The sequence below is a fragment of the Denitratisoma sp. genome, from assembly GCA_032027165.1.
Classification (GTDB): Bacteria; Pseudomonadota; Gammaproteobacteria; order Burkholderiales; family Rhodocyclaceae; genus Desulfobacillus.
Genome location: JAVSMO010000001.1, coordinates 2,095,060 through 2,114,411, shown reverse-complemented (window position 1 = coordinate 2,114,411; position 19,352 = coordinate 2,095,060). Strand labels below are relative to the sequence as shown.

The following is a 19,352-nucleotide window of genomic DNA, read 5'->3' as shown; positions in this document are numbered from 1 at the left end:
CAGGCATGTCCAAGCTGATCCTGCTGCTCTTTCTCGGCTTCCTCGCCTATCTCGTTTTCAAAGGTTACCAGCGCGCAACATCACGCCGCGCAGGAGATTCGAGCAGGCCTAAAGCGTCCGAGCGTATGGTCGCCTGCGCGCACTGTGGCGTGCACCTTCCCGAGAGCGAGGCTCTCGAAGGCAATGGCGGGCGCTTCTGCTGCGAAGAGCACCGTCGCTTGGGCGCCCATGACTGAAGGCCGTTCTGGCATACCCTATACGGCCGGCCGCCCCGTTTCGGTCTGGACATCGCTCCACTATTTCAATATCTATCGCCTGATCGTGGCGAGCGTGTTCATGCTCGCCGTCGCTTTCTACCCGAGGACGAGCGGCCTCGGTTCGCAGAACCTGATGCTGTTCGTGTGGACCTGCCTGGCCTACTGGCTGTTGGCGATCTTTTTCTATGGGGCACTGAAGCAGCTGCGTTTCGGATTCAACAAGCTCCTTACGCTTCAGGTGTCGGTCGACATCCTCGCGATCACCCTGATGATGTACGCGAGCGGCGGCGAGAAAAGCGGCGTGGCCGTCATGTTGCTGGTCGTGCTGGCGGGGGCAGGTTTGGTCGGCCAAGGTCGGCTGACCTTGTTTTATGCGGCCCTTGCTACCGTTGCAGTGCTGTTCGAGCAGGGCGCCCGCGTGCTCGAGTCTGGCGCCGACCTGGCCGACTTCGTCCAGACCGGCATCCTTTGCACAGGCTTCTTTGCCACGGCGATTTCCGCCAGGCTCCTCGCCAAGCGTGTCATTGCCAATGAGGAACTGGCACGCCAGCGCGGCATTGATCTGGCCAATCAGCTGTCGGTCAGCGAGCGAGTCATCCGCGACATGCAGGATGGGGTGATGGTCGTGGATTCCAGTGAGAGAGTGCGGCAGTGGAATCCGCAGGCAGAAGTACTGCTTGGGGTGCATCCCCCGTCCCATCCGGACCTGGCCTCCTTCTCGGTTGTGCTTGCCGGCGAATACCGCAGCTTCAAGAATGACTCGAAGGAGCGGGTGGCGTCGCTGCGCGTGCCGGGCAGCGGGGCGTTGCTGCGCGTGCGCCTTCTTAGCGCCGGCGAAAGCGGCGACGTCCTCATCTATATCGAGGACATGGGCCGCATCCAGCAACAAGCTCAGCAAATCAAGCTGGCCGCGCTTGGCAGGCTGACGGCGAACATCGCCCATGAAATTCGCAATCCGCTTTCTGCCATTAGCCACGCTGCCGAGTTGCTGCGGGAGGAGAAACGGGCGGAGGGGTATGAGCGACTGTCGCGCATCATTAACGACAATGCGCTGCGCCTGGAGCGACTGGTGCGCGACGTGCTGGAATTGGGGCGGCGCGACCGGGCCTCGCCTGAGCCGATACGGCTGGCCGGCTTTCTGGAAAGCTTTCTGGATGAAATGGCCATGCACGAGCAGATCGACAGGCCTCTTTTTGCGTTGAAGACGGGAGCCGATGCGACGCTTCTCTTTGACCGTGCCCACCTCAACCAGGTGCTCTGGAATCTGCTGTCAAATGCACAACGTTATTGCAGCGGCAGGCCAGGGGCAGTGAAAATCGAGGCACTCGAGTTACCCGCCTCGGAGCGCGTCGAATTGCATATCATTGACGATGGGACCGGGGTGGGCGAGGAGGCGCGCAGCAAGATATTTGAGCCCTTTTTCACTACCCATAGCAAGGGAACCGGGCTCGGACTGTATATAGCCCGAGAGCTGTGCGAGGCGAATGATGCGGTCCTCGAATGGGTCGGCAACGAGCCTGGCGCGCATTTCCGGATTATCGGGAGAAACCAGCAGTGGCGGGAAAACAGGATCGCAGGACAGCATCTGGGGTAGGTCGGGTTCTTGTCGTTGACGACGAGGACGACATCCGCGAGTTGCTCGACATGACGCTGTCGCGCATGGGCTTGTATGCGGACTGTGCGGCGAACGTGGCGGAGGCACGCCGGTTTCTGGCCGAAAATGCCTATCAACTTTGCCTGACGGATATGCGTCTGCCAGACGGCGACGGGCTGGAACTGGTGCGCTACATCGGAGAGCAATGCCGGGACCTGCCGGTGGCAGTCATTACCGCCCACGGCAGCATGGAAAATGCCGTTTCTGCATTGAAGGCAGGGGCTTTCGATTACGTTCCCAAACCGGTTTCGCTGGAGCAGTTGCGGGCCCTCGTGAAATCGGTGCTCAATCTGCCGAGCCAGGACGCGAGCCGGCCCGAAGTGACGGGGCAGGCGCTGCTCGGCGAATCCCAGGCGATTTGCCAAGCCCGTACCATGATAGGCAAGGTTGCGCGTAGCCAGGCCCCGGTCTATATCAGCGGCGAATCCGGCAGCGGCAAGGAATTGGCTGCGCGGCTCATCCATGAGCAAGGGGCCCGGCGGGGACAGCCCTTCATAGCTGTCAATTGCGGTGCCATCCCGGAGAACTTGATGGAAAGCGAGTTCTTCGGTTACAAGAAGGGCGCATTCACTGGAGCCGATGCCGATCGTGATGGCTTTTTCCAGGCAGCGCACGGCGGCACCCTGTTTCTTGATGAAGTGGCCGATTTGCCGCTGACCATGCAGGTCAAGCTGCTGCGCGCCATACAGGAGAAGCGCGTACGCAAGGTTGGCGCTCCAGCCGAGGATCCCGTGGACGTCCGCATCATCAGCGCCACCCACCAGAACCTGAAGCAACTGGTGGCCGCAGCCCGTTTTCGCCAGGATCTGTTCTATAGGCTGGACGTGATCGAACTGAAGATGCCGGCCCTGCGCGAATGCCGCGAGGACATTCCTCTCCTGGCTGAGAGCATTCTGGCTCGCTTGGCGCGCGAGGCCGGCATGCCAATGCCGCGCCTGAGCCAGAAGGCGATCAAGGCTCTGGGTGAATACCCGTTTCCGGGCAATGTGCGCGAATTGGAGAATATCCTGGAGCGCACCCTGGCCTTGATGGGGGGCAGCGAAATTGGAGTTGAGGATCTGCATTTGGCTCCACAGGCGGAACCGGATGCGCCCCCACTTTCGCAGGAGGGAAAGGGAGACACCTCGCTCCAGGATCATCTCGACCGGGTCGAGAAACAGGCGATCCTGGATGCCCTGCAGAAAACGCGCTTCAACCGGACGGCGGCTGCCAAGCTGCTCGGCGTCACTTTCCGTTCCCTGCGTTACCGGATGGAGCGGCTCGGGTTGAATGAATAGCGAGCTTGATGCCGAAGGCTGGCTGATCGGTGCGCGGCGCATCCCTTCCCCCAATTGCGATGAGCGGCCCGCCGGACAGGCGGTGCGACTGATCGTTGTTCACGCCATATCCCTGCCCCCCGGCGTATTCGGCGGGGACGGGATCGTGCGACTCTTCACGAATACGCTGGATCCCGAGGCGCATCCCTACTATCGCGAAATCCAGTTTCTACGCGTCTCAGCGCATTTCCTGATCCGACGCGATGGCGGGCTCGTGCAATTCGTGCCCTGCGATTTGCGTGCCTGGCATGCAGGCGCCTCGAGCTGGCGTGGCGTCGAACGCTGCAATGATTTCTCGATCGGCATCGAATTGGAGGGGAGCGACGAGTTACCTTTCGATCCGCGGCAATATGCGGTTCTGGTTCGGCTGATTCACAGCCTTCAACAGCGCTACCCCATCGAAGACATCGTTGGTCATGCCGAGATTGCGCCTGGTCGCAAGACGGATCCTGGCCCGCTTTTCGACTGGGCCCATCTCGATCGACTTCTCGCCTGCCGCAAGGCGTGAAAGATCGCCTGCTGATCGGGATCTCATGATGTCTGCGCGCGCGGATTTTTTGCGACACTGATTTGCCGCGTATGACAAAAAATGCAAAAAACACTTGCATCCGAAAAGTCAAGCTACTAGAATTAGGTCGAAATATTCGCCAAGGCACTAGATCTAGTGGGTTGTGGCAGTGCCAAAATGATGTGCGGCAGAGCGTGGCCGCAAAGGGAATGAGGCAGTTCAACGAACCAGGCAGCAGGAGAAGTACGGAGACCGCTTGATGCAGATTGCGATATTCGTCGGCCACAGGCCGCGACCTCCCTCCAGTTCCGGCGCTCCCCTTTTCCCTTCTTTCTTACCTTCATCCCCCCTCTTCTTCAGCCGCAGTGGCATCACTGCCGGCGCCCAAGCCACCCGAAACGAACCGCAGCTGATGGCGATAGTGCGTCGAATGCCGTTTGCGCACATGTTGGCGGCGTCGGTGGCTAGTGGCATTTGGAATTCAATCGGTGCGGCTTTGCCGCTCTGTTGGATAGTCCGTGCTAGTCGAGACGGACTGTAGTTGATGTTGTTTCTTTCCTGTTACTTCATATAGGAGGTTTGAGATGGCTACTGCTAAGAAACCCGCTTCTAAAGCCAAGAAGCCCGCCGCCAAGAAACCGGCGGTGAAGAAAGCCGCTGCCAAGAAGCCGGCGGCGAAGAAGGCCGCTGCCAAGAAGCCGGCAGTGAAGAAGGCCGCTGCCAAGAAACCGGCGGCGAAGAAGGCCGCTGCCAAGAAGCCGGCGGCGAAGAAGGCCGCCAAGAAGCCGGCGGCAAAGAAGAAGCCGGCGGCGAAGAAGGTTGCGAAGAAAGTCGCAAAGAAAAAGCCTGCGGCAAAAAAAGCGGCCAAGAAAAAGCCTGCGGCAAAAAAAGCGGCTAAGAAAAAGCCTGCGGCAAAAAAAGCGGCTAAGAAAAAGCCTGCGGCAAAGAAAGCTGCCAAAAAACCTGCGGCAAAGAAAGCGGCTAAAAAGAAGCCTGCGGCAAAGAAAGCTGCGAAGCCCGCTGCGAAGCCGGCAGCAGCCCCCGCACCAGCCGCTGCTGCGCCTTCAACTGCTGCAGCCCCCGGCCTGAAGTCGTCGCTCAACCCGGCAGCTGCCTGGCCCTTTCCGACCGGCTCGCGTCCTTCCTGAGCTTGTGCGGACCGCCCGGACGGGCGGCTTGGTCACGATGTGATCCAGCCGCCTGTCCGCGGTCATTTCCCTTCCAGCGCAGTTTCATACTCAAGCGGCCTTTTGAGCCTAATAGGGTGTCGTCTGTGCGTCGCACAAACTACACTTGAAATTATTGACAAAATCACATTAAATCAAGATAATGTAAATTGTTGCATCGCCCAATTTTAGGGTAAGAGCCAATAATTCCGGCTGCTGCCCATAAGACGATATTTCAAATCGGTTCTTCCGGCACCGAGATCAGGCGCGTGAAGTCCTGCGCCGTATTTCATCCCCCAGCGATCCCAGACAGGACTGATGTCGAGCGTCAGGCGACCGCTACGGGATGGATGGTCCGGATACTGAAAGGAGCAAGCATGATGAGCGCGACAGAACTGAAGAAATTCATGAAAGAAGCGGCGTCGTTTGTAATTCATTTTGCCCATGGCGGCTTGTTGGTGGCCGGAATTCTTGTCACAGCTCTACTGTTCGCGCATGTCGGGTCGGCAGAGAGCCATGAACGTGGGTTGCAGGAACTGGGCGATATCATCGCAGAGGGGCGGGTATTCAAAGCCAATACTGCGTCTCGTGCGCCTGAACTGGTTCTTTCGAACTCGGAGGGGCTTGCCACGGTGGAATATCTTTCACGCAAGTATCGCGTGGCCGCTTCAGCCATCGAACCGCTCATGCTCGCAGCCCAAACAGCGGGGGCGCGGACAGGGCTTGACCCGATGCTGCTTGTAGCTGTCATGGCGATCGAGTCCGGATTCAATCCCATTGCCGAAAGCCCGATGGGTGCCCAGGGTCTGATGCAGGTAATCCCGCGTTTCCATCAGGACAAGTTGGAGGCGGTGTCGGGCAGCAGCAGCTTGCTCGATCCGGTCGTGAATATCCAGGTTGGGGCGATGGTGCTGAAGGAATACATCATGCGTACCGGCTCACTGGAAGCCGGGTTGCAACAGTATGCCGGGGCCGCCAGCGACGAAGAGGGTATTTATGCCGCAAAGGTGCTGGCTGAGAAACAGCGAATCGAATCCGCTTCCAAACGCGGTCGCCAGGGCAGCGCCTGACAGCCCTACCTTCCCAGGTGGTGCGCCAGGCGCGCCACGCCTTCCTCCAGCTTTTCCCGGGCCACCGTGTAGGCAAAGCGCACGTGGCGCTGCGGCGCGTTGTCGCCGAAGTCCAGCCCGGGTGTGATCGCCACACCGGCCTGCTCGATCAAATCACGTGCCAAGACCTCGCTGTCGGGGGCGATCGTCGAGCAATCGGCATACAGGTAAAAGGCGCCGCGGGGTTCGGCGCCGATGCGGAATCCCAGGCGGCGTAGCGACGGCAGCAGAAAATCGCGACGCGAACGGAACTCGGCGCGTCGGCCTTCCAGGATGGCAATGGTTTCCGGATTGAAGGCCGCGAGGGCGGCGTGTTGCGCCGGGGTCGAGGGGGAGATGAACAGGTTCTGCGCCAGTTTCTCGATGTCCCGCATGAAGCGCGAAGGAGCCACCAGCCAGCCCAGGCGCCAGCCGGTCATGCCGAAGTATTTCGAGAAGCTGTTGATGACGAATATTTCGTCGGATAGCGAAAGGGCCGTCTGGGCATCGCAGTCGTAGGTCAGCCCGTGGTAGATCTCGTCGACCAGCAGCGCGCCGCCGCGCTCCGCGACGCAAGCCGCCAGCCCGGCCATCTTTGACGGTGCGATCAGGGTGCCGGTCGGATTCGCCGGTGAGGCGACCAGCAGCCCTCTGGTTCGTGCCGTCCAGTTTTGTGCGACCAGCACTGCGGTAGGTTGATAGCCGGTCTCCGGCCCGACGAACAGGGCGCGCGGCACGCCCTCCAGCATGCGCACGAAATGGCGATTGCAGGGATAGCCAGGGTCGGGCAGGAGCAGTTCGTCACCCGGGTCGAGCAGCGCGGCCAGGGCGAGCAGCAGGGCGCCGGAAGAGCCGGCGGTGACGGCGATGCGGTCCGGCGAGACATCGGCGCCGTAGCGTTCGGCGTAGAAGCGCGATATGGCCTCGCGCAGTTCGGGTATGCCGAGGGCCGGCGTATAAAACACCCGCCCGCTGCGGACGAATTCATTGGCCGCCTCGATCACCGGCTGCGGTGTCGGAAAATCCGGTTCGCCCACTTCCATGTGGACGATGCTGCAGCCGGCGGCTTCGAGTTCCCGGGCGCGCGTGAGCAATTCCATGACGTGGAAGGGCGCGATGTCGTTCATGCGCCGGGCAACGCGAGGAGGCCGATGGTTGCTGTCCATGGATGCTCAGAATAAATTAAAAGGGCGCCCGCAGGCGCCCTTTGCTGCAACGAAAAGTCAGTTACTCCAGGGCGCCGAAGCTCATGCGGAAGAGCTCGCGCTTGAGCACCAGCTGCTTGGGCAGGCGCTCCTTCAGCTTGTCGAACAGCTCGCCATGCAGGTCGAGTTCCTCCTGCCACATCTGGGTGTCGACGCGGGTGAGCTCCTGGAACTGTGCCTTGCTGACTTCGTCAAGTCCGGTCCAGTCGAGGTCCTCGAAGCGCGGCATCCAGCCGAGCGGCGTCTGCTGCGCGCCGACGCGGCCCTTGACCCGATCGACGACCCATTTCAGCACGCGCATGTTCTCGCCGAAGCCGGGCCACATGAAGTTGCCCTTCTCGTCCTGGCGGAACCAGTTAACCGTGAAGATGCGCGGCGGGTTGTCGATGACATGGCCCATGCGCAGCCAGTGGTTGAAGTAGTCACCCATGTGGTAGCCGCAGAAGGGCAGCATGGCGAAGGGATCGCGTCGCACCTGGCCGATCTTGCCGGCGGCGGCGGCGGTGGTCTCCGAGCCGAGCGTGGCGGCCATATAGACGCCGTAGTTCCAGTTGAAGGCCTCGAACACCAGCGGCACGGTGGTGGAGCGGCGGCCGCCGAAGATGAAGGCGGAAATGGGCACGCCGGCTGGGTCTTCCCACTTGTCGTCGAGCGAGGGGCATTGGCTGGCAGGGGCGGTGAAGCGGGCGTTGGGATGCGCCGCCGGGCGGCCGCAGCCCGGCGTCCACTCCTTGCCGGTCCAGTCGGTGAGCTTCTCGGGCGGCTGCTTGCTCATGCCTTCCCACCAGACGTCGCCGTCGGGGGTAAGCGCAACGTTGGTGTAGATGATGTTGGCGTGCAGCGTTGCCATGGCATTGTAGTTGGACTTCTCCGAAGTGCCGGGGGCGACGCCGAAGTAGCCGGCTTCCGGATTGATGGCGTAGAGGCGGCCGTCCTTGCCCGGCTTGATCCAGGCGATATCGTCGCCGACGGTGGTGACCTTCCAGCCGCCAAAGGTCTTTGGCGGAATCAGCATGGCGAAGTTGGTCTTGCCGCAGGCGCTGGGGAAAGCCGCCGCAACATAGCTCTTTTCACCATCCGGCGATTCCACGCCGAGGATCAGCATGTGCTCGGCGAGCCAGCCCTGGTCGCGCGCCATGGTCGAGGCGATGCGCAGGGCGAAGCACTTCTTGCCGAGCAGGGCGTTGCCGCCGTAACCGGAGCCGTAGGACCAGATCTCGCGGGTCTCGGGGAAATGCACGATGTACTTGGTGTCCTTGTTGCAGGGCCAGCGCACGTCCTGCTGGCCGGGCTGCAGGGGATGGCCGACGCTGTGCAGGCAGGGCACGAACTCGCCGTCCTCGCCGAGCACGTCGTACACCGCCTTGCCCATGCGGGTCATGATACGCATGTTGGTGACGACGTAGGGGGAATCGGAAATTTCAACGCCGATGTGGGCGATCGGGCTGCCGAGCGGGCCCATGCTGAAGGGAATGACGTACATCGTACGGCCGCGCATGCAGCCGTTGAAGAGCCCCGTCAGGGTGGCCTTCATCTTTGCCGGGTCTTCCCAGTTGTTGTTCGGGCCGGCGTCGTCCTTGTGTTGCGAGCAGATGAAGGTGCGGTCTTCCACGCGTGCCACGTCCGAGGGATCGGACCAGGCCAGGTAGGAATTCGGCCGCTTTTCCGGGTTGAGCTTGATCAGGCTGCCGGCCGCGACCATCTCGCCGCACAGGCGGTCATACTCCTCTTCGGAGCCGTCGGCCCAGACGATGCGGTCGGGCTGAGTGAGTGCGGCCACTTCGGCGACCCAGGCCTTGAGGCGGGCGTGGCGGACATAGGCGGGCGCGTTGAGTGCGGCAGGATCGGAAAAGCGCTGGTTCATGGTGCGGAATCTCCAGGACTGATCTTGTGGATATGAATTAGCGTCGCGGGCCGGCAAGGGCGGGCGGCGGCGAATATTCTGTGTGGGGTCGATTTGAGGCGGAAAGTGCAATGCAATATTATGCCACACTTCGATACCCCGATAAACTCCGTTATTCCCCCCGTACCCCGGGCGTTTGTGCCCGGCATGGCAATTACAAGGACATCAAGATGGATGAAGCAATCCGCGCGGCAGCCCTCGAATATCACCGCAAGCCCCGCCCCGGCAAGATCGCAGTCACGCCGACCAAGCAGCTGATCACCCAGCGCGACTTGGCGCTGGCCTACTCGCCGGGGGTGGCCGCGGCCTGCGAGGAAATCGTCGCCAATCCTGCCGAGGCCTCCAGCCTGACGTCGCGCGGCAATCTGGTGGCGGTGATCACCAACGGCACGGCGGTGCTGGGCCTCGGCAACATCGGCCCGCTCGCCGGAAAGCCGGTGATGGAAGGCAAGGGCGTGCTGTTCAAGAAATTCGCAGGCGTCGACGTCTTCGATATCGAGGTGAATGAACTCGATCCGGACAAGCTGATCGACATCATCGCCTCGCTGGAACCGACCTTCGGCGGCATCAACCTCGAGGACATCAAGGCGCCGGAATGCTTCTACATCGAGAAGAAGCTGCGTGAACGCATGCGCATCCCCGTCTTCCACGACGACCAGCACGGCACGGCCATCATTTCCGCCGCGGCGGTAATCAACGGCCTGCGCGTGGTCGGCAAGCAGATCGAGGAGGTCAAGCTGGTGTGTTCCGGCGCCGGTGCGGCGGCCATCGCCTGCGTCGATCTGATGATCGCGCTCGGCCTGCGCCGCGAGAACGTCTGGATGACCGACTCCAAGGGCGTGGTGAGCAAGAAGCGGCTGGCCGACCTCGACCCGAGCAAGGCGCAGTTTGCCCAGGACACGGCCGCCACCACGCTGGGCGAGGTGGTCGCCGGCGCCGACATTTTCCTGGGCCTGTCGACGGCGGGCGTGCTCAAGCCGGAGATGGTCAAGACCATGGCGGACAAGCCGCTCATCCTGGCGCTGGCCAACCCGATCCCGGAGATCCTGCCCGAGGATGCCAAGGCGGTGCGGCCGGATTGCGTGATTGCCACGGGGCGCTCGGACTATCCCAACCAGGTCAACAACGTCCTCTGCTTTCCCTTCATTTTCCGCGGCGCGCTGGATGTCGGCGCCACCACCATCACGCAGGAAATGGAGCTGGCGACGGTGCGCGCCATCGCGGAACTGGCGCATGCCGAGCAGTCCGACATCGTCGCCGCTGCCTATGCCGGCTCCGACCTGAACTTCGGGCCGGAATACCTCATTCCGAAGCCGTTCGATCCGCGCCTCATCGTCAAGATCGCGCCGGCGGTGGCGAAGGCGGCAATGGAATCCGGCGTCGCGACGCGGCCGATTGCCGACTTCGACGCCTATCGTGAGCAGTTGCAGCAGTTCGTCTACCACTCTGGCCTGTTGATGAAGCCAGTGTTCGCCGCGGCCAAGCAGATCGACAAGCGCATCGTCTATGCCGAGGGCGAGGACGAACGCGTGCTGCGTGCTGTGCAGGTGGTGGTGGATGAGCACCTGGCGAAGCCCATCCTGATCGGACGGCCCGAGGTGATCGAGCATCGCATCCAGAAGTGCGGTCTGCGCATCCGGCCAGGCGTCGATTTTGAACTGTGCAATCCGCAGAAGGACCCGCGCTACAAGGATTACTGGCAGACCTATCTGCAGCTCACCGAGCGCAAGGGCGTCTCACCGGATTATGCCCAGATCGAGATGCGCCGCCGCCATACCCTTATCGGCGCCATGATGATCCACAAAGGTGACGCCGACGGCATGCTGTGCGGCACCTTCGGCACCCATGCCCTGCACCTGAAATACGTCGACCAGGTGATCGGCCGGCGCGAGGGCGTGTCCGCCTACTACGCCATGAACGGCCTGATGCTGCCCAAGCAGACGGTGTTCATCAGCGATACCTACGTCAATTACGACCCGACGGCCGAGCAGTTGGTCGAGATGACCATCCTCGCTGCCGAGGAAGTGCGCCGCTTCGGGCTCACGCCCAAGGTGGCGCTGCTGTCGCATTCCAGTTTCGGCAGCTATGACACGCCCAGCGCCAGGAAGATGCAGCGTACCGCGCAGTTGCTGTGGGAACGCGCGCCGGAACTGGAGGTGGAGGGCGAGATGCATGGCGACGCGGCGCTTTCCGGCGACGTGCGCAGCCAGGTCTTCCCCCATTCCCGTCTGAAGGGGGAGGCGAACCTGCTCATCATGCCGACGCTGGATGCCGCCAACATTTCCTTCAACCTGCTCAAGCAGTCTGCCGGCGATGGCGTCACCATCGGACCGATCCTGCTGGGCACGCGGGCGCCGGTGACCATCCTGACGCCGACCGCCACCGTGCGGCGCATCATCAACCTGACGGCCGTGACCGTCGTCGAGGCCGCGGCCAAAGCCTGAGGAGAGGGCGCAACAGTCTTCAAGGCTGCCGCGCGGCGGCCGTTACTGTTGTCATGACCGAAGTAAATCCCTGCGGGATGAAAGTCAGTCCCGACAAGACGGCGTTGATCCTGACGGGCGGCGGCGCACGCGCCGCCTATCAGGTCGGCGTGCTGGGCGCCATCCGCGAGCTGCTGCCGGAGCCCGGCCGCAACCCCTTTCCGATCATCTGCGGTACCTCGGCCGGCGCCATCAATGCTGCCGCACTGGCCTGCCTTGCCGATGATTTCGGCAAGGGCATCGGCTATCTGCAGGACATCTGGGGCAACTTCCATGCCGCGCAGGTGTATCGCGCCGATGCGCTGGGCATCGGCGCCAGCGGCCTGAACTGGCTGTCCGCCCTCATGTTTGGCTGGCTCTTCAGGCACAGTCCGCGCTCGCTCCTCGACAATACTCCCCTGCGATGCCTGCTGGAGCGCAGCCTGGATCTGGGGAACATCGACGCGGCCATTCGGCGCGGTTCCCTGTATGCCGTCTCGATCACCGCCTCGGGCTACCAGTCGGGCCACAGTGTCAGCTTTTTCCAGGCCGCCGAAGCGGCGGAAACCTGGAGGCGCACCCATCGTGGAGGCACCCGTGTCAGGCTGACCGTCGACCACCTGCTCGCCTCCAGTGCCATCCCTTTCATTTTTCCGGCCATCAAAATCCACCGCGAGTATTTCGGCGACGGTTCGATGCGTCAATTGGCGCCGGTCTCCCCGGCCATCCACCTCGGCGCCGAGCGCATCCTGGTCGTCGGCGCCGGCCGCATGGAAGACGAGAAGCGGTCAAGGCGCGGCGATGCCTATCCGCCGCTGGCGCAGATCGCCGGCCATGCCCTCTCGTCGATTTTTCTCGATAGCCTGCATGTCGATCTGGAACGCCTGCAGCGCATCAACAGTACGGTGGCGATCATCCCGCCGGAGGTGCGCGCGCAGGCCGGCTTTCCCCTGCGCAAGATCGAGACACTGGTGATTTCGCCTTCGCAGCGCCTGGACTACATGGCGGCGCGGCATGTCAGAAGCCTGCCTTGGCCAGTGCGGGCCCTGCTGCGAGGCATCGGCGCCACCAACAAGACCGGTTCCGCCCTGGCGAGCTACCTGCTTTTCGAGAAACCCTATACCTGCGCCTTGATGGAACTCGGCTATACGGATACGATGGCACGCCGCGAGGAAGTGTGTCGTTTCCTCAGAATTCCCTGAAACCGAATTCGCGAAGCCACTTTAAAAAAACAGCCTAACAGGCTATTTTTATTGAAAATGCTGTTTTTGGTGCTAAACTCAAAAAACCATGGTCCCAACTGGGGAGATTGCGTGAAATTCAAGCTGACGACTCTGCTGGCAATTTGTGCGGCCTTGGCTATTGGCACGCTGGGCGATGCCGCGCCGGCTGAAGCGGCTTCGACCAAGAAGGCGGCAGCCAAGCGCAAGGCCAAGCCGGTGAAGAAAGTCGAAAGGCGTGTCGAGGTACAGGATTCCGACGAACTGCTGCTGAAGTCTGCTGCCGTGGTGGTGCAGGATCAGTCCTCGGGCGAAGTTCTGTTCGAGAAGAACTCAGACGCCGTCCTGCCGATCGCCTCCATCACCAAGCTGATGACGGCGATGGTGGTGCTCGATGCCCAATTGCCCTTGACTGAAACCCTCAGCATCGGCCAGGAGGACGTGGATACCCTCAAGGGCACCCGTTCGCGTCTGAAGGTGGGCACCCTGCTGACCCGCGAGGACATGCTGCTGCTGGCGCTGATGGCTTCCGAGAATCGCGCGGCCTCCGCACTGTCCCGCCACTATCCGGGCGGTGCCGAGGCATTCATCGCGGCCATGAACCACAAGGCAGCCGCCATCGGCCTCAAGGACACTTACTTCGCCGATCCCACCGGGCTGACGGCAGCCAATGTCTCCAGTGCGCGCGACCTCACCAAGATGGTGGCCGCGGCCTCGCATTACCCCCTTATCCGCGAGTTGTCCACCACCAGCGAGCGCACGGTGTGGTCGGGCGGACGTCCGATTTCCTTCCACAACACCAACACGCTGGTGCGCAGCCCGGCCTCGGGCTGGGAAATCGCCGTGTCGAAGACCGGCTATATCCGCGAGGCGGGCAAGTGCCTCGTGATGCAGGCCTGGCTGAGCAACCGGCCTGTGGTCATCGTGCTGCTGGATTCCTGGGGTCGGCTGACGCGCATAGGCGACGCCAACCGCATCAAGCGCTGGATCGAGAATGCTTCGACCGGCAGCGGCCGGCCGAGTGCTGCACTGGGTCGCCGTACGGCCGGCTGACCGCTTCTCGACGCATTGCAGAGGCCGGCGCTGCCGGCCTTATTTTTTGACGTAGCCCAAGGCGTGGGAAATGTCGTCGGCTGCCCGCTTGATGAGCGGGATCCACTCGGCGTCGTAGCGTTCGGCGGGCGCCGAGACGGAAAGACCGGCGACCAGTTCGCCGGAATCGTCGCGCACCGGCGCGGCGACGCAGCGCAGGCCCTGCTCGATCTCCTCGTTGTCGAAGGCGACGCCGTGGCGTCGCACGCGATCGAGTTCTTTTTCCAGCGAGGGCAGGGTGGTGAGCGAGGTCGGCGTGAAGCCGGGCAGGCCGGTGCGCTTGGCGTACTCGCGCAGCTTCTGCAGGCCGTCCTCGACGAGGAACAGCTTGCCGACGGCGGTGGCGTGCAGCGGCGCGCGRGCRCCGACRAGRTGCACCACGCGCACCGAGGARCGGCCGCTGGARGTGCGCTCGACGTAGATGATYTCRTCGYCRTGGCGCACGCCGAGGTTCACGCTYTCGCCGATCTTTCCRTGCAGSGYCTGCATGAAGGGCAGCGCGATTTCGCGGATGTTGATGCGCGACTTGACGATGTTGCCCAGTTCAAGCAGGCGGATGCCGAGCCGGTAGGCCCCAGGCTCGGCACGTTCGACGAAGCCGCTCTGCGCCATGGCGCCGAGGATTCGGTGCGCGGTGGACGGATGCAGGCCGGTCTCCAGCGACAGCTGCTTCAGGCTGACGGCGTCGTGGTGGTGCGCCAGCACGTCGAGCAGCGTCATCATGCGCTCGATGACCTGGATGGAGCTTTTCGCTTCCGGCTGGGACAAGATCGGCTTCCGTTGAATCGAATGGCGGAATACTATATCAGATCGTGAAACCCTGACTGCCGCAAAAGACGGCGGCAGCAACGGAGAGAGGATGAAAGTAGGCCTGTTCGTCACCTGCCTGGTCGACCTGATGCGGCCGCGCATCGGCTTCGCGGCATTGCGGCTGCTCGAGGCGGCCGGCTGCGAGGTCGTCGTGCCGGAAACGCAAACCTGCTGCGGCCAGCCGGCGTACAACTCGGGCGATCGTCGTGCCGCGCGCCTCCTGGCGGAAAAGCTCATCGCCGAGTTCGAGAGATGCGACTATGTCGTGGCGCCATCCGGCTCCTGCGCCGGCATGATCCGCGCCCATTATCCCGAGCTGTTCGCCGACGATCCCGCCTGGCATGCGCGCGCCGCCGCGCTGGGCGCGCGCACCTACGAGCTTGCCGACTTCCTCGCCAGCGTGGCGAAGCTCGACAAGGTGCCAGGCGATTTCACCGGCACGGTCACCTACCACGATTCCTGTTCCGGCCTGCGCGAGCTGGGCGTGAAGGCACAGCCGCGCGCCCTGTTGGCGAAGCTGTCCGGCGTGACCCTGACGGAAATGACCGGCGCCGAGGAGTGCTGCGGCTTCGGCGGCACTTTCGCGGTGAAGTTCGGCGACATCTCGGCGCGCCTTGCCGAGAAGAAATGCGACAACGTCCGCGCCAGCGGCGCCGACGCCGTGGTGCTGGGCGACCTCGGCTGCATGCTCAGCATCGAGGGCAAGCTGCGGCGCATGGGCGACGAAAAGACCAGAGTGATGCACATCGCCGAAATCCTGGCCGGGGAGCGATAGTGGAAGTCCGCTCCATGCACTTCAAGGCGCGCGCCGGCGAGGCGGCCGCCGACCAGGCGCTGCAGGCCAAGCTGGCCACCGCCAAGGGCCTCTTCGTCGAGGGGCGCCGCCGCGCCGTTTCGGAGATCGACCTCGAGGCGACGCGCGAGGCGTCGAAAGCCATCCGCAACACCTGCCTCGCCGATCTCGACCTCTGGCTGGAACGTTTCGAAACCGAGGCGACCCGCCGCGGCGGCAAGGTGCTGTGGGCGCGCGACGGCGCCGAGATCTGCCGCCTGGTGGTGGAGATCGCCCGCCGCCACGGTGTGAAGAAGGCCATCAAGTCGAAGTCCATGCTCTCCGAGGAGGCCGGCCTCAACGCCGCGCTGGAGGCGGCCGGCGTGCAGCCGGTGGAGACCGACCTTGGCGAGTACATCCTGCAGATCAACGACAACGAGCTGCCCTCGCACATCATCGCCCCGGCCATCCACAAGACCAAGGAGGAAGTGGCCGAACTGTTCGAGCGCGTGCACCAAAAGCCGCGCAAGACCGACATCGGCGAGATGACGCGCGAGGCTCGGGAGATGCTGCGCGCGCACTTTCTGTCCGCCGACATGGGCATCTCCGGCGGCAATTTCCTCGTCGCCGAGACCGGTTCCTTGGCGCTGGTCACCAACGAGGGCAACGGCCGCATGGTGACGACCCTGCCGCGCGTGCATGTCGTCATCACCGGCGTCGAGAAGGTCATCCCGACGCTGGAGGACCTCGCCACGCTGATGCGCATCCTGCCGCGTTCGGCCACCGGCCAGACCATCTCCAACTACTTTTCCGTCCTCACCGGCGTGAAGCGCCCCGAGGACACGGACGGCCCCGAGCACCTGTATTTCATCCTGGTCGACAACGGCCGCGTCGACCTCCTCGGCAGCGACTTCCAGGACATGCTGCGCTGCATCCGCTGCGCCGCCTGCATCAACCACTGCCCGGTGTACCAGACCATCGGCGGCCATGCCTACGGCTGGGTCTACCCGGGACCGATGGGCGCGGTGCTGACGCCGCTCTTCGTCGGCATCGAAAACGCCATCGACCTGCCGCACGCCGCCACGCTGTGCAACCAGTGCGGCGTCGTCTGCCCGGTGAAGATCCCGCTGCCGGACCTGATGCGCAAGCTGCGCGAGCAGCAGGCCGAGCGCGGCCTGCGGCCGTGGGGCGAGCGCGCGGCGCTCGGGCTCTGGGCCTGGCTGGCGCGGCATCCCAGGCTATATGCGCTGGCGGCCAGGGTCGGCGTGCGCTATCTGAACTGGCTGGCCGAGGGCGTGGATCGCATCCGCGTCATGGGCATCGCGCCGTCGTGGACGGCCGGCCGCGATTTTCCCGCGCCGGAAGGACGCACCTTCCGCGAACTTTACAAAACCAACAGGAGAGACCGATGAACGCAGTCATGCAGCCCGCGGCCCTGCCGCAGGTTCCCTTATGGATCGACGGCCGGGCGCAGGCCGCTGGCGCGCAGCGCTTCGGCGAGGTGTTCGATCCGGCGCGCGGCGCGGCGATCCGCCTGGCGCCGCTGTGCGAGGCGGATGACGTCGAGCGGGCGGTCTCCGCCGCCGCGCGCGCCTTTCCGGCCTGGCGCGACACGCCGCCGCTGCGCCGCGCGCGCATCCTGATGCGCTTCCGCGAGCTGCTGGAGGCGAACAAGGAGGCGCTGGCGCGTCTCGTCGTCGAGGAGCACGGCAAGACGCTGGAAGACGCCATCGGCTCGGTGACGCGCGGCATCGAGGTGGTCGAGTTCGCCACCGGCATCCCGCACCTGCTCAAGGGCGAGTTCGCCGAGAATGTCGGCGGCGGCGTCGACTGCGTCTCGCTGCGCCAGCCGCTCGGCGTCTGCGCCGGCATCACGCCCTTCAACTTCCCGGTGATGGTGCCGCTGTGGATGTTCCCGGTGGCGCTGGCCTGCGGCAACACCTTCGTGCTGAAGCCCTCCGAGAAAGTGCCCTCGGCCAGCCTGCGCATGGCCGAGCTGCTGACCGAGGCCGGCTTGCCGCCGGGCGTCTTCAACGTCATCCACGGCGACCGCGTCGCGGTGGACGCGCTGCTGAACCATCCCCTGGTGAAGGCTGTGTCCTTCGTCGGCTCGACGCCGGTGGCGCGCCACATTTACGAGACCGGCACCCGCGCCGGCAAGCGCGTGCAGGCGCTCGGCGGGGCGAAGAACCACGCCGTCGTGCTGCCCGACGCCGACCTGGAGTTCACCGCCGAGGCGCTGACCGGCGCCGCCTACGGCTCGGCCGGCGAACGCTGCATGGCGATTTCCGCCGTGATGGCGGTGGGCCCGGCCGGCGATGCGCTGATCGAAAAATTGAAGGCGAAGGCCGCTGCCATCCGCGTCGGCCCGGGCTGTGCGCCGAATGTCGGCATGGGGCCGTTGATCTCCGCGCCGCATCGCGCCAAGGTGGCGGGCTACGTCGATCAGGGCGTCAAGGAGGGCGCCGAACTGGTGGTGGACGGCCGTGGCCTCAAGGTGGCGGGCAGCGAGCAGGGCTTCTTCCTCGGCCCGACGTTGTTCGACCGCGTGCGGCCCGAGATGAGCATCTACCGCGACGAGATCTTCGGCCCGGTGCTGGTGGTGCTGCGCGCAGCCACGCTGACCGATGCCATCGCCCTGGTGAACGCCAACCCCTACGGCAACGGCACGGCGATCTTCACCCGAGACGGCGGCGCGGCGCGCCGCTTCCAGAACGAGATCGAGGTCGGCATGGTCGGCGTCAACGTGCCGATCCCGGTACCGATGGCCTTCTTTTCCTTCGGCGGCTGGAAGGCCTCGCTGTTCGGCGACCTGCACGTGCACGGCCCGGACGGCGTGCGATTCTATACGCGCGGCAAGGTGGTCACGACGCGCTGGCCGGAGGCTGCCGCCGCCGCGCCCGGACTCAACATGCCGACCCTGGGGTGAGCCATGGCCGAACACAAGATCGTCTTCCTCGAGCGCGATTCCATCCGCGGCGAATTCCGCCGGCCGGACTTCCCGCACGACTACGCCGAATACCCACTGACGAAACCCGAGGAGCTGGCGCTGCGCGTCAAGGACGCCAGCATCGTCATCGTGAACAAGGTGCAGCTGCGCGGCGAACTGCTCGCCACGTTGCCTGACCTAAAGATGGTCGCCATCGCCGCCACCGGCACCGACAACGTCGACCTTGCCTGGTGCCGCGAGCACGGCGTCGTCGCCTCCAACATCCGCGGCTACGCCGTGAACACCGTGCCCGAGCACGTCATCGCCCTGACCATGGCGCTCAGGCGCAACTTGCTCGCCTACCGCCGCGACGTGCAGGCCGGCAAGTGGCAGCAGGCGCCGATGTTCTGCTTCTTCGACCACCTGATCGGCGACCTCCACGGCGCGACGCTGGGCATCTTCGGCCGCGGCTCGCTCGGCGAGGGCGTGGCGCGCCTGGCCGAGGCCTTCGGCATGCGCGTGCTGTGGGGGGAGCATAAAGGCGTGGGCGAAACAAAAGTCAGGCCCGGCAGGACGGCGTTCGAGACGGTGCTGCGGGAGGCCGACGTCATCTCGCTGCACTGCCCGCTCAATGATGCCACGCGCGGCATGGTCGGCGAGGCGGAGCTGAGGACGATGAAGCCGGATGCCGTGCTCATCAATACCGCGCGCGGCGGCCTCGTCGACGAGGCGGCGCTGGCGCGGGCACTGAAGGAAGGATGGATCGGCGGCGCCGGCTTCGACGTGCTGTCGAAGGAGCCGCCGCGCGAGGGCAACCCGCTGCTGGCGATCGACCAGCCCAACTTCATCCTGACGCCGCACGTCGCCTGGGCCTCGGCGCGGGCGATGCAGACGCTGCTCGACCAGCTGACGGGCAACATCGAGGCCTTCGCCCGCGGCGAGCCGCGCAACCGGGTGGCCTGAGGGATCG

The 19,352-nt window shown here is 64.0% G+C and carries 16 protein-coding genes; 13 read left to right on the top strand and 3 right to left on the bottom strand.

Annotated elements, in window-relative coordinates; genetic code table 11:
* Positions 1 to 5 precede the first annotated feature (5 nt).
* From ROZ00_10335 to ROZ00_10310, 6 genes are all read left to right on the top strand, one after another.
* Entirely contained in the window at positions 6 to 236 is a 231-nt protein-coding gene (locus ROZ00_10335; GenBank protein MDT3736615.1) for a PP0621 family protein, read from the top strand.
* Positions 229 to 1,851 carry a histidine kinase dimerization/phospho-acceptor domain-containing protein gene (locus ROZ00_10330; protein MDT3736614.1) on the top strand — a complete coding sequence of 541 codons (1,623 nt, stop codon included), beginning with the start codon at positions 229 to 231 and terminating at the stop codon, positions 1,849 to 1,851. Before ROZ00_10335 ends, ROZ00_10330 begins: the two co-directional genes overlap by 8 nt.
* On the top strand, positions 1,812 to 3,188 hold the full coding sequence (locus ROZ00_10325; GenBank protein MDT3736613.1) for a sigma-54 dependent transcriptional regulator: 1,377 nt from the start codon (positions 1,812 to 1,814) through the stop codon (positions 3,186 to 3,188). Before ROZ00_10330 ends, ROZ00_10325 begins: the two co-directional genes overlap by 40 nt.
* Entirely contained in the window at positions 3,181 to 3,735 is a 555-nt protein-coding gene (gene ampD, locus ROZ00_10320; protein MDT3736612.1) for a 1,6-anhydro-N-acetylmuramyl-L-alanine amidase AmpD, read from the top strand. The genes ROZ00_10325 and ampD overlap by 8 nt, the downstream gene beginning before the upstream one ends.
* A gap of 584 nt (positions 3,736 to 4,319) precedes the next feature.
* Positions 4,320 to 4,883: a histone H1-like DNA-binding protein gene (locus ROZ00_10315; GenBank protein MDT3736611.1), complete on the top strand. Its 564-nt coding sequence runs from the start codon at positions 4,320 to 4,322 to the stop codon at positions 4,881 to 4,883.
* 395 nt (positions 4,884 to 5,278) lie between these two features.
* Positions 5,279 to 5,971 carry a lytic transglycosylase domain-containing protein gene (locus tag ROZ00_10310; GenBank protein MDT3736610.1) on the top strand — a complete coding sequence of 231 codons (693 nt, stop codon included), beginning with the start codon at positions 5,279 to 5,281 and terminating at the stop codon, positions 5,969 to 5,971.
* A gap of 5 nt (positions 5,972 to 5,976) precedes the next feature.
* Here ROZ00_10310 and ROZ00_10305 read toward each other — a convergent pair whose 3' ends face one another.
* Together ROZ00_10305 and ROZ00_10300 are read right to left on the bottom strand one after the other, a co-directional pair.
* Entirely contained in the window at positions 5,977 to 7,155 is a 1,179-nt protein-coding gene (locus ROZ00_10305; protein ID MDT3736609.1) for a pyridoxal phosphate-dependent aminotransferase, read from the bottom strand.
* Between the two features lie 61 nt (positions 7,156 to 7,216).
* Positions 7,217 to 9,058 (bottom strand): phosphoenolpyruvate carboxykinase (GTP), encoded by a 1,842-nt coding sequence (locus tag ROZ00_10300; protein ID MDT3736608.1) that lies wholly within the window; start codon positions 9,056 to 9,058, stop codon positions 7,217 to 7,219.
* 209 nt (positions 9,059 to 9,267) lie between these two features.
* On the opposite strand from ROZ00_10300, the gene ROZ00_10295 reads away from it, so the two are divergent.
* From ROZ00_10295 to pbpG, 3 genes are all read left to right on the top strand, one after another.
* Entirely contained in the window at positions 9,268 to 11,541 is a 2,274-nt protein-coding gene (locus ROZ00_10295; GenBank protein MDT3736607.1) for an NADP-dependent malic enzyme, read from the top strand.
* Positions 11,542 to 11,594: 53 nt separating this feature from the next.
* On the top strand, positions 11,595 to 12,761 hold the full coding sequence (locus ROZ00_10290) for a patatin-like phospholipase family protein (protein MDT3736606.1): 1,167 nt from the start codon (positions 11,595 to 11,597) through the stop codon (positions 12,759 to 12,761).
* Positions 12,762 to 12,872: 111 nt separating this feature from the next.
* Complete coding sequence (gene pbpG / locus ROZ00_10285) at positions 12,873 to 13,832, top strand: D-alanyl-D-alanine endopeptidase (protein MDT3736605.1); 960 nt, start codon at positions 12,873 to 12,875, stop codon at positions 13,830 to 13,832.
* A 39-nt stretch (positions 13,833 to 13,871) separates the two neighbouring features.
* Here pbpG and ROZ00_10280 read toward each other — a convergent pair whose 3' ends face one another.
* Positions 13,872 to 14,639, bottom strand: coding sequence for an IclR family transcriptional regulator (locus ROZ00_10280; protein MDT3736604.1), 768 nt, complete (start codon positions 14,637 to 14,639; stop codon positions 13,872 to 13,874).
* Between the two features lie 91 nt (positions 14,640 to 14,730).
* Here ROZ00_10280 and ROZ00_10275 point away from each other — a divergent pair, with 91 nt between their 5' ends.
* From ROZ00_10275 to ROZ00_10260, 4 genes are read left to right on the top strand one after another with little or no spacing between them, the layout of a single operon-like run.
* Positions 14,731 to 15,456 carry a (Fe-S)-binding protein gene (locus tag ROZ00_10275; protein ID MDT3736603.1) on the top strand — a complete coding sequence of 242 codons (726 nt, stop codon included), beginning with the start codon at positions 14,731 to 14,733 and terminating at the stop codon, positions 15,454 to 15,456.
* A complete protein-coding gene (locus ROZ00_10270) occupies positions 15,456 to 16,865 on the top strand; it encodes a LutB/LldF family L-lactate oxidation iron-sulfur protein (protein ID MDT3736602.1) in 1,410 nt (469 codons plus the stop codon). The genes ROZ00_10275 and ROZ00_10270 overlap by 1 nt, the downstream gene beginning before the upstream one ends.
* Positions 16,862 to 18,382: a CoA-acylating methylmalonate-semialdehyde dehydrogenase gene (locus ROZ00_10265; GenBank protein ID MDT3736601.1), complete on the top strand. Its 1,521-nt coding sequence runs from the start codon at positions 16,862 to 16,864 to the stop codon at positions 18,380 to 18,382. Before ROZ00_10270 ends, ROZ00_10265 begins: the two co-directional genes overlap by 4 nt.
* Before the next feature lie 3 nt (positions 18,383 to 18,385).
* Positions 18,386 to 19,345 (top strand): D-2-hydroxyacid dehydrogenase, encoded by a 960-nt coding sequence (locus tag ROZ00_10260; GenBank protein ID MDT3736600.1) that lies wholly within the window; start codon positions 18,386 to 18,388, stop codon positions 19,343 to 19,345.
* The last annotated feature ends 7 nt before the right edge of the window (positions 19,346 to 19,352 follow it).

Bases quoted from the DNA above. Each gene is read 5' to 3' on its own strand.
- ampD (MDT3736612.1), top strand. From the start codon at position 3,181: ATGAATAGCGAGCTTGATGCCGAAGGCTGGCTGATCGGTGCGCGGCGC.
- ROZ00_10310 (MDT3736610.1), top strand. From the start codon at position 5,279: ATGATGAGCGCGACAGAACTGAAGAAATTCATGAAAGAAGCGGCGTCG.
- ROZ00_10300 (MDT3736608.1), bottom strand. From the start codon at position 9,058: ATGAACCAGCGCTTTTCCGATCCTGCCGCACTCAACGCGCCCGCCTAT.
- ROZ00_10305 (MDT3736609.1), bottom strand. From the start codon at position 7,155: ATGGACAGCAACCATCGGCCTCCTCGCGTTGCCCGGCGCATGAACGAC.
- ROZ00_10275 (MDT3736603.1), top strand. From the start codon at position 14,731: ATGAAAGTAGGCCTGTTCGTCACCTGCCTGGTCGACCTGATGCGGCCG.
- ROZ00_10315 (MDT3736611.1), top strand. From the start codon at position 4,320: ATGGCTACTGCTAAGAAACCCGCTTCTAAAGCCAAGAAGCCCGCCGCC.
- ROZ00_10290 (MDT3736606.1), top strand. From the start codon at position 11,595: ATGACCGAAGTAAATCCCTGCGGGATGAAAGTCAGTCCCGACAAGACG.
- ROZ00_10260 (MDT3736600.1), top strand. From the start codon at position 18,386: ATGGCCGAACACAAGATCGTCTTCCTCGAGCGCGATTCCATCCGCGGC.
- ROZ00_10330 (MDT3736614.1), top strand. From the start codon at position 229: ATGACTGAAGGCCGTTCTGGCATACCCTATACGGCCGGCCGCCCCGTT.
- ROZ00_10265 (MDT3736601.1), top strand. From the start codon at position 16,862: ATGAACGCAGTCATGCAGCCCGCGGCCCTGCCGCAGGTTCCCTTATGG.
- ROZ00_10335 (MDT3736615.1), top strand. From the start codon at position 6: ATGTCCAAGCTGATCCTGCTGCTCTTTCTCGGCTTCCTCGCCTATCTC.
- ROZ00_10295 (MDT3736607.1), top strand. From the start codon at position 9,268: ATGGATGAAGCAATCCGCGCGGCAGCCCTCGAATATCACCGCAAGCCC.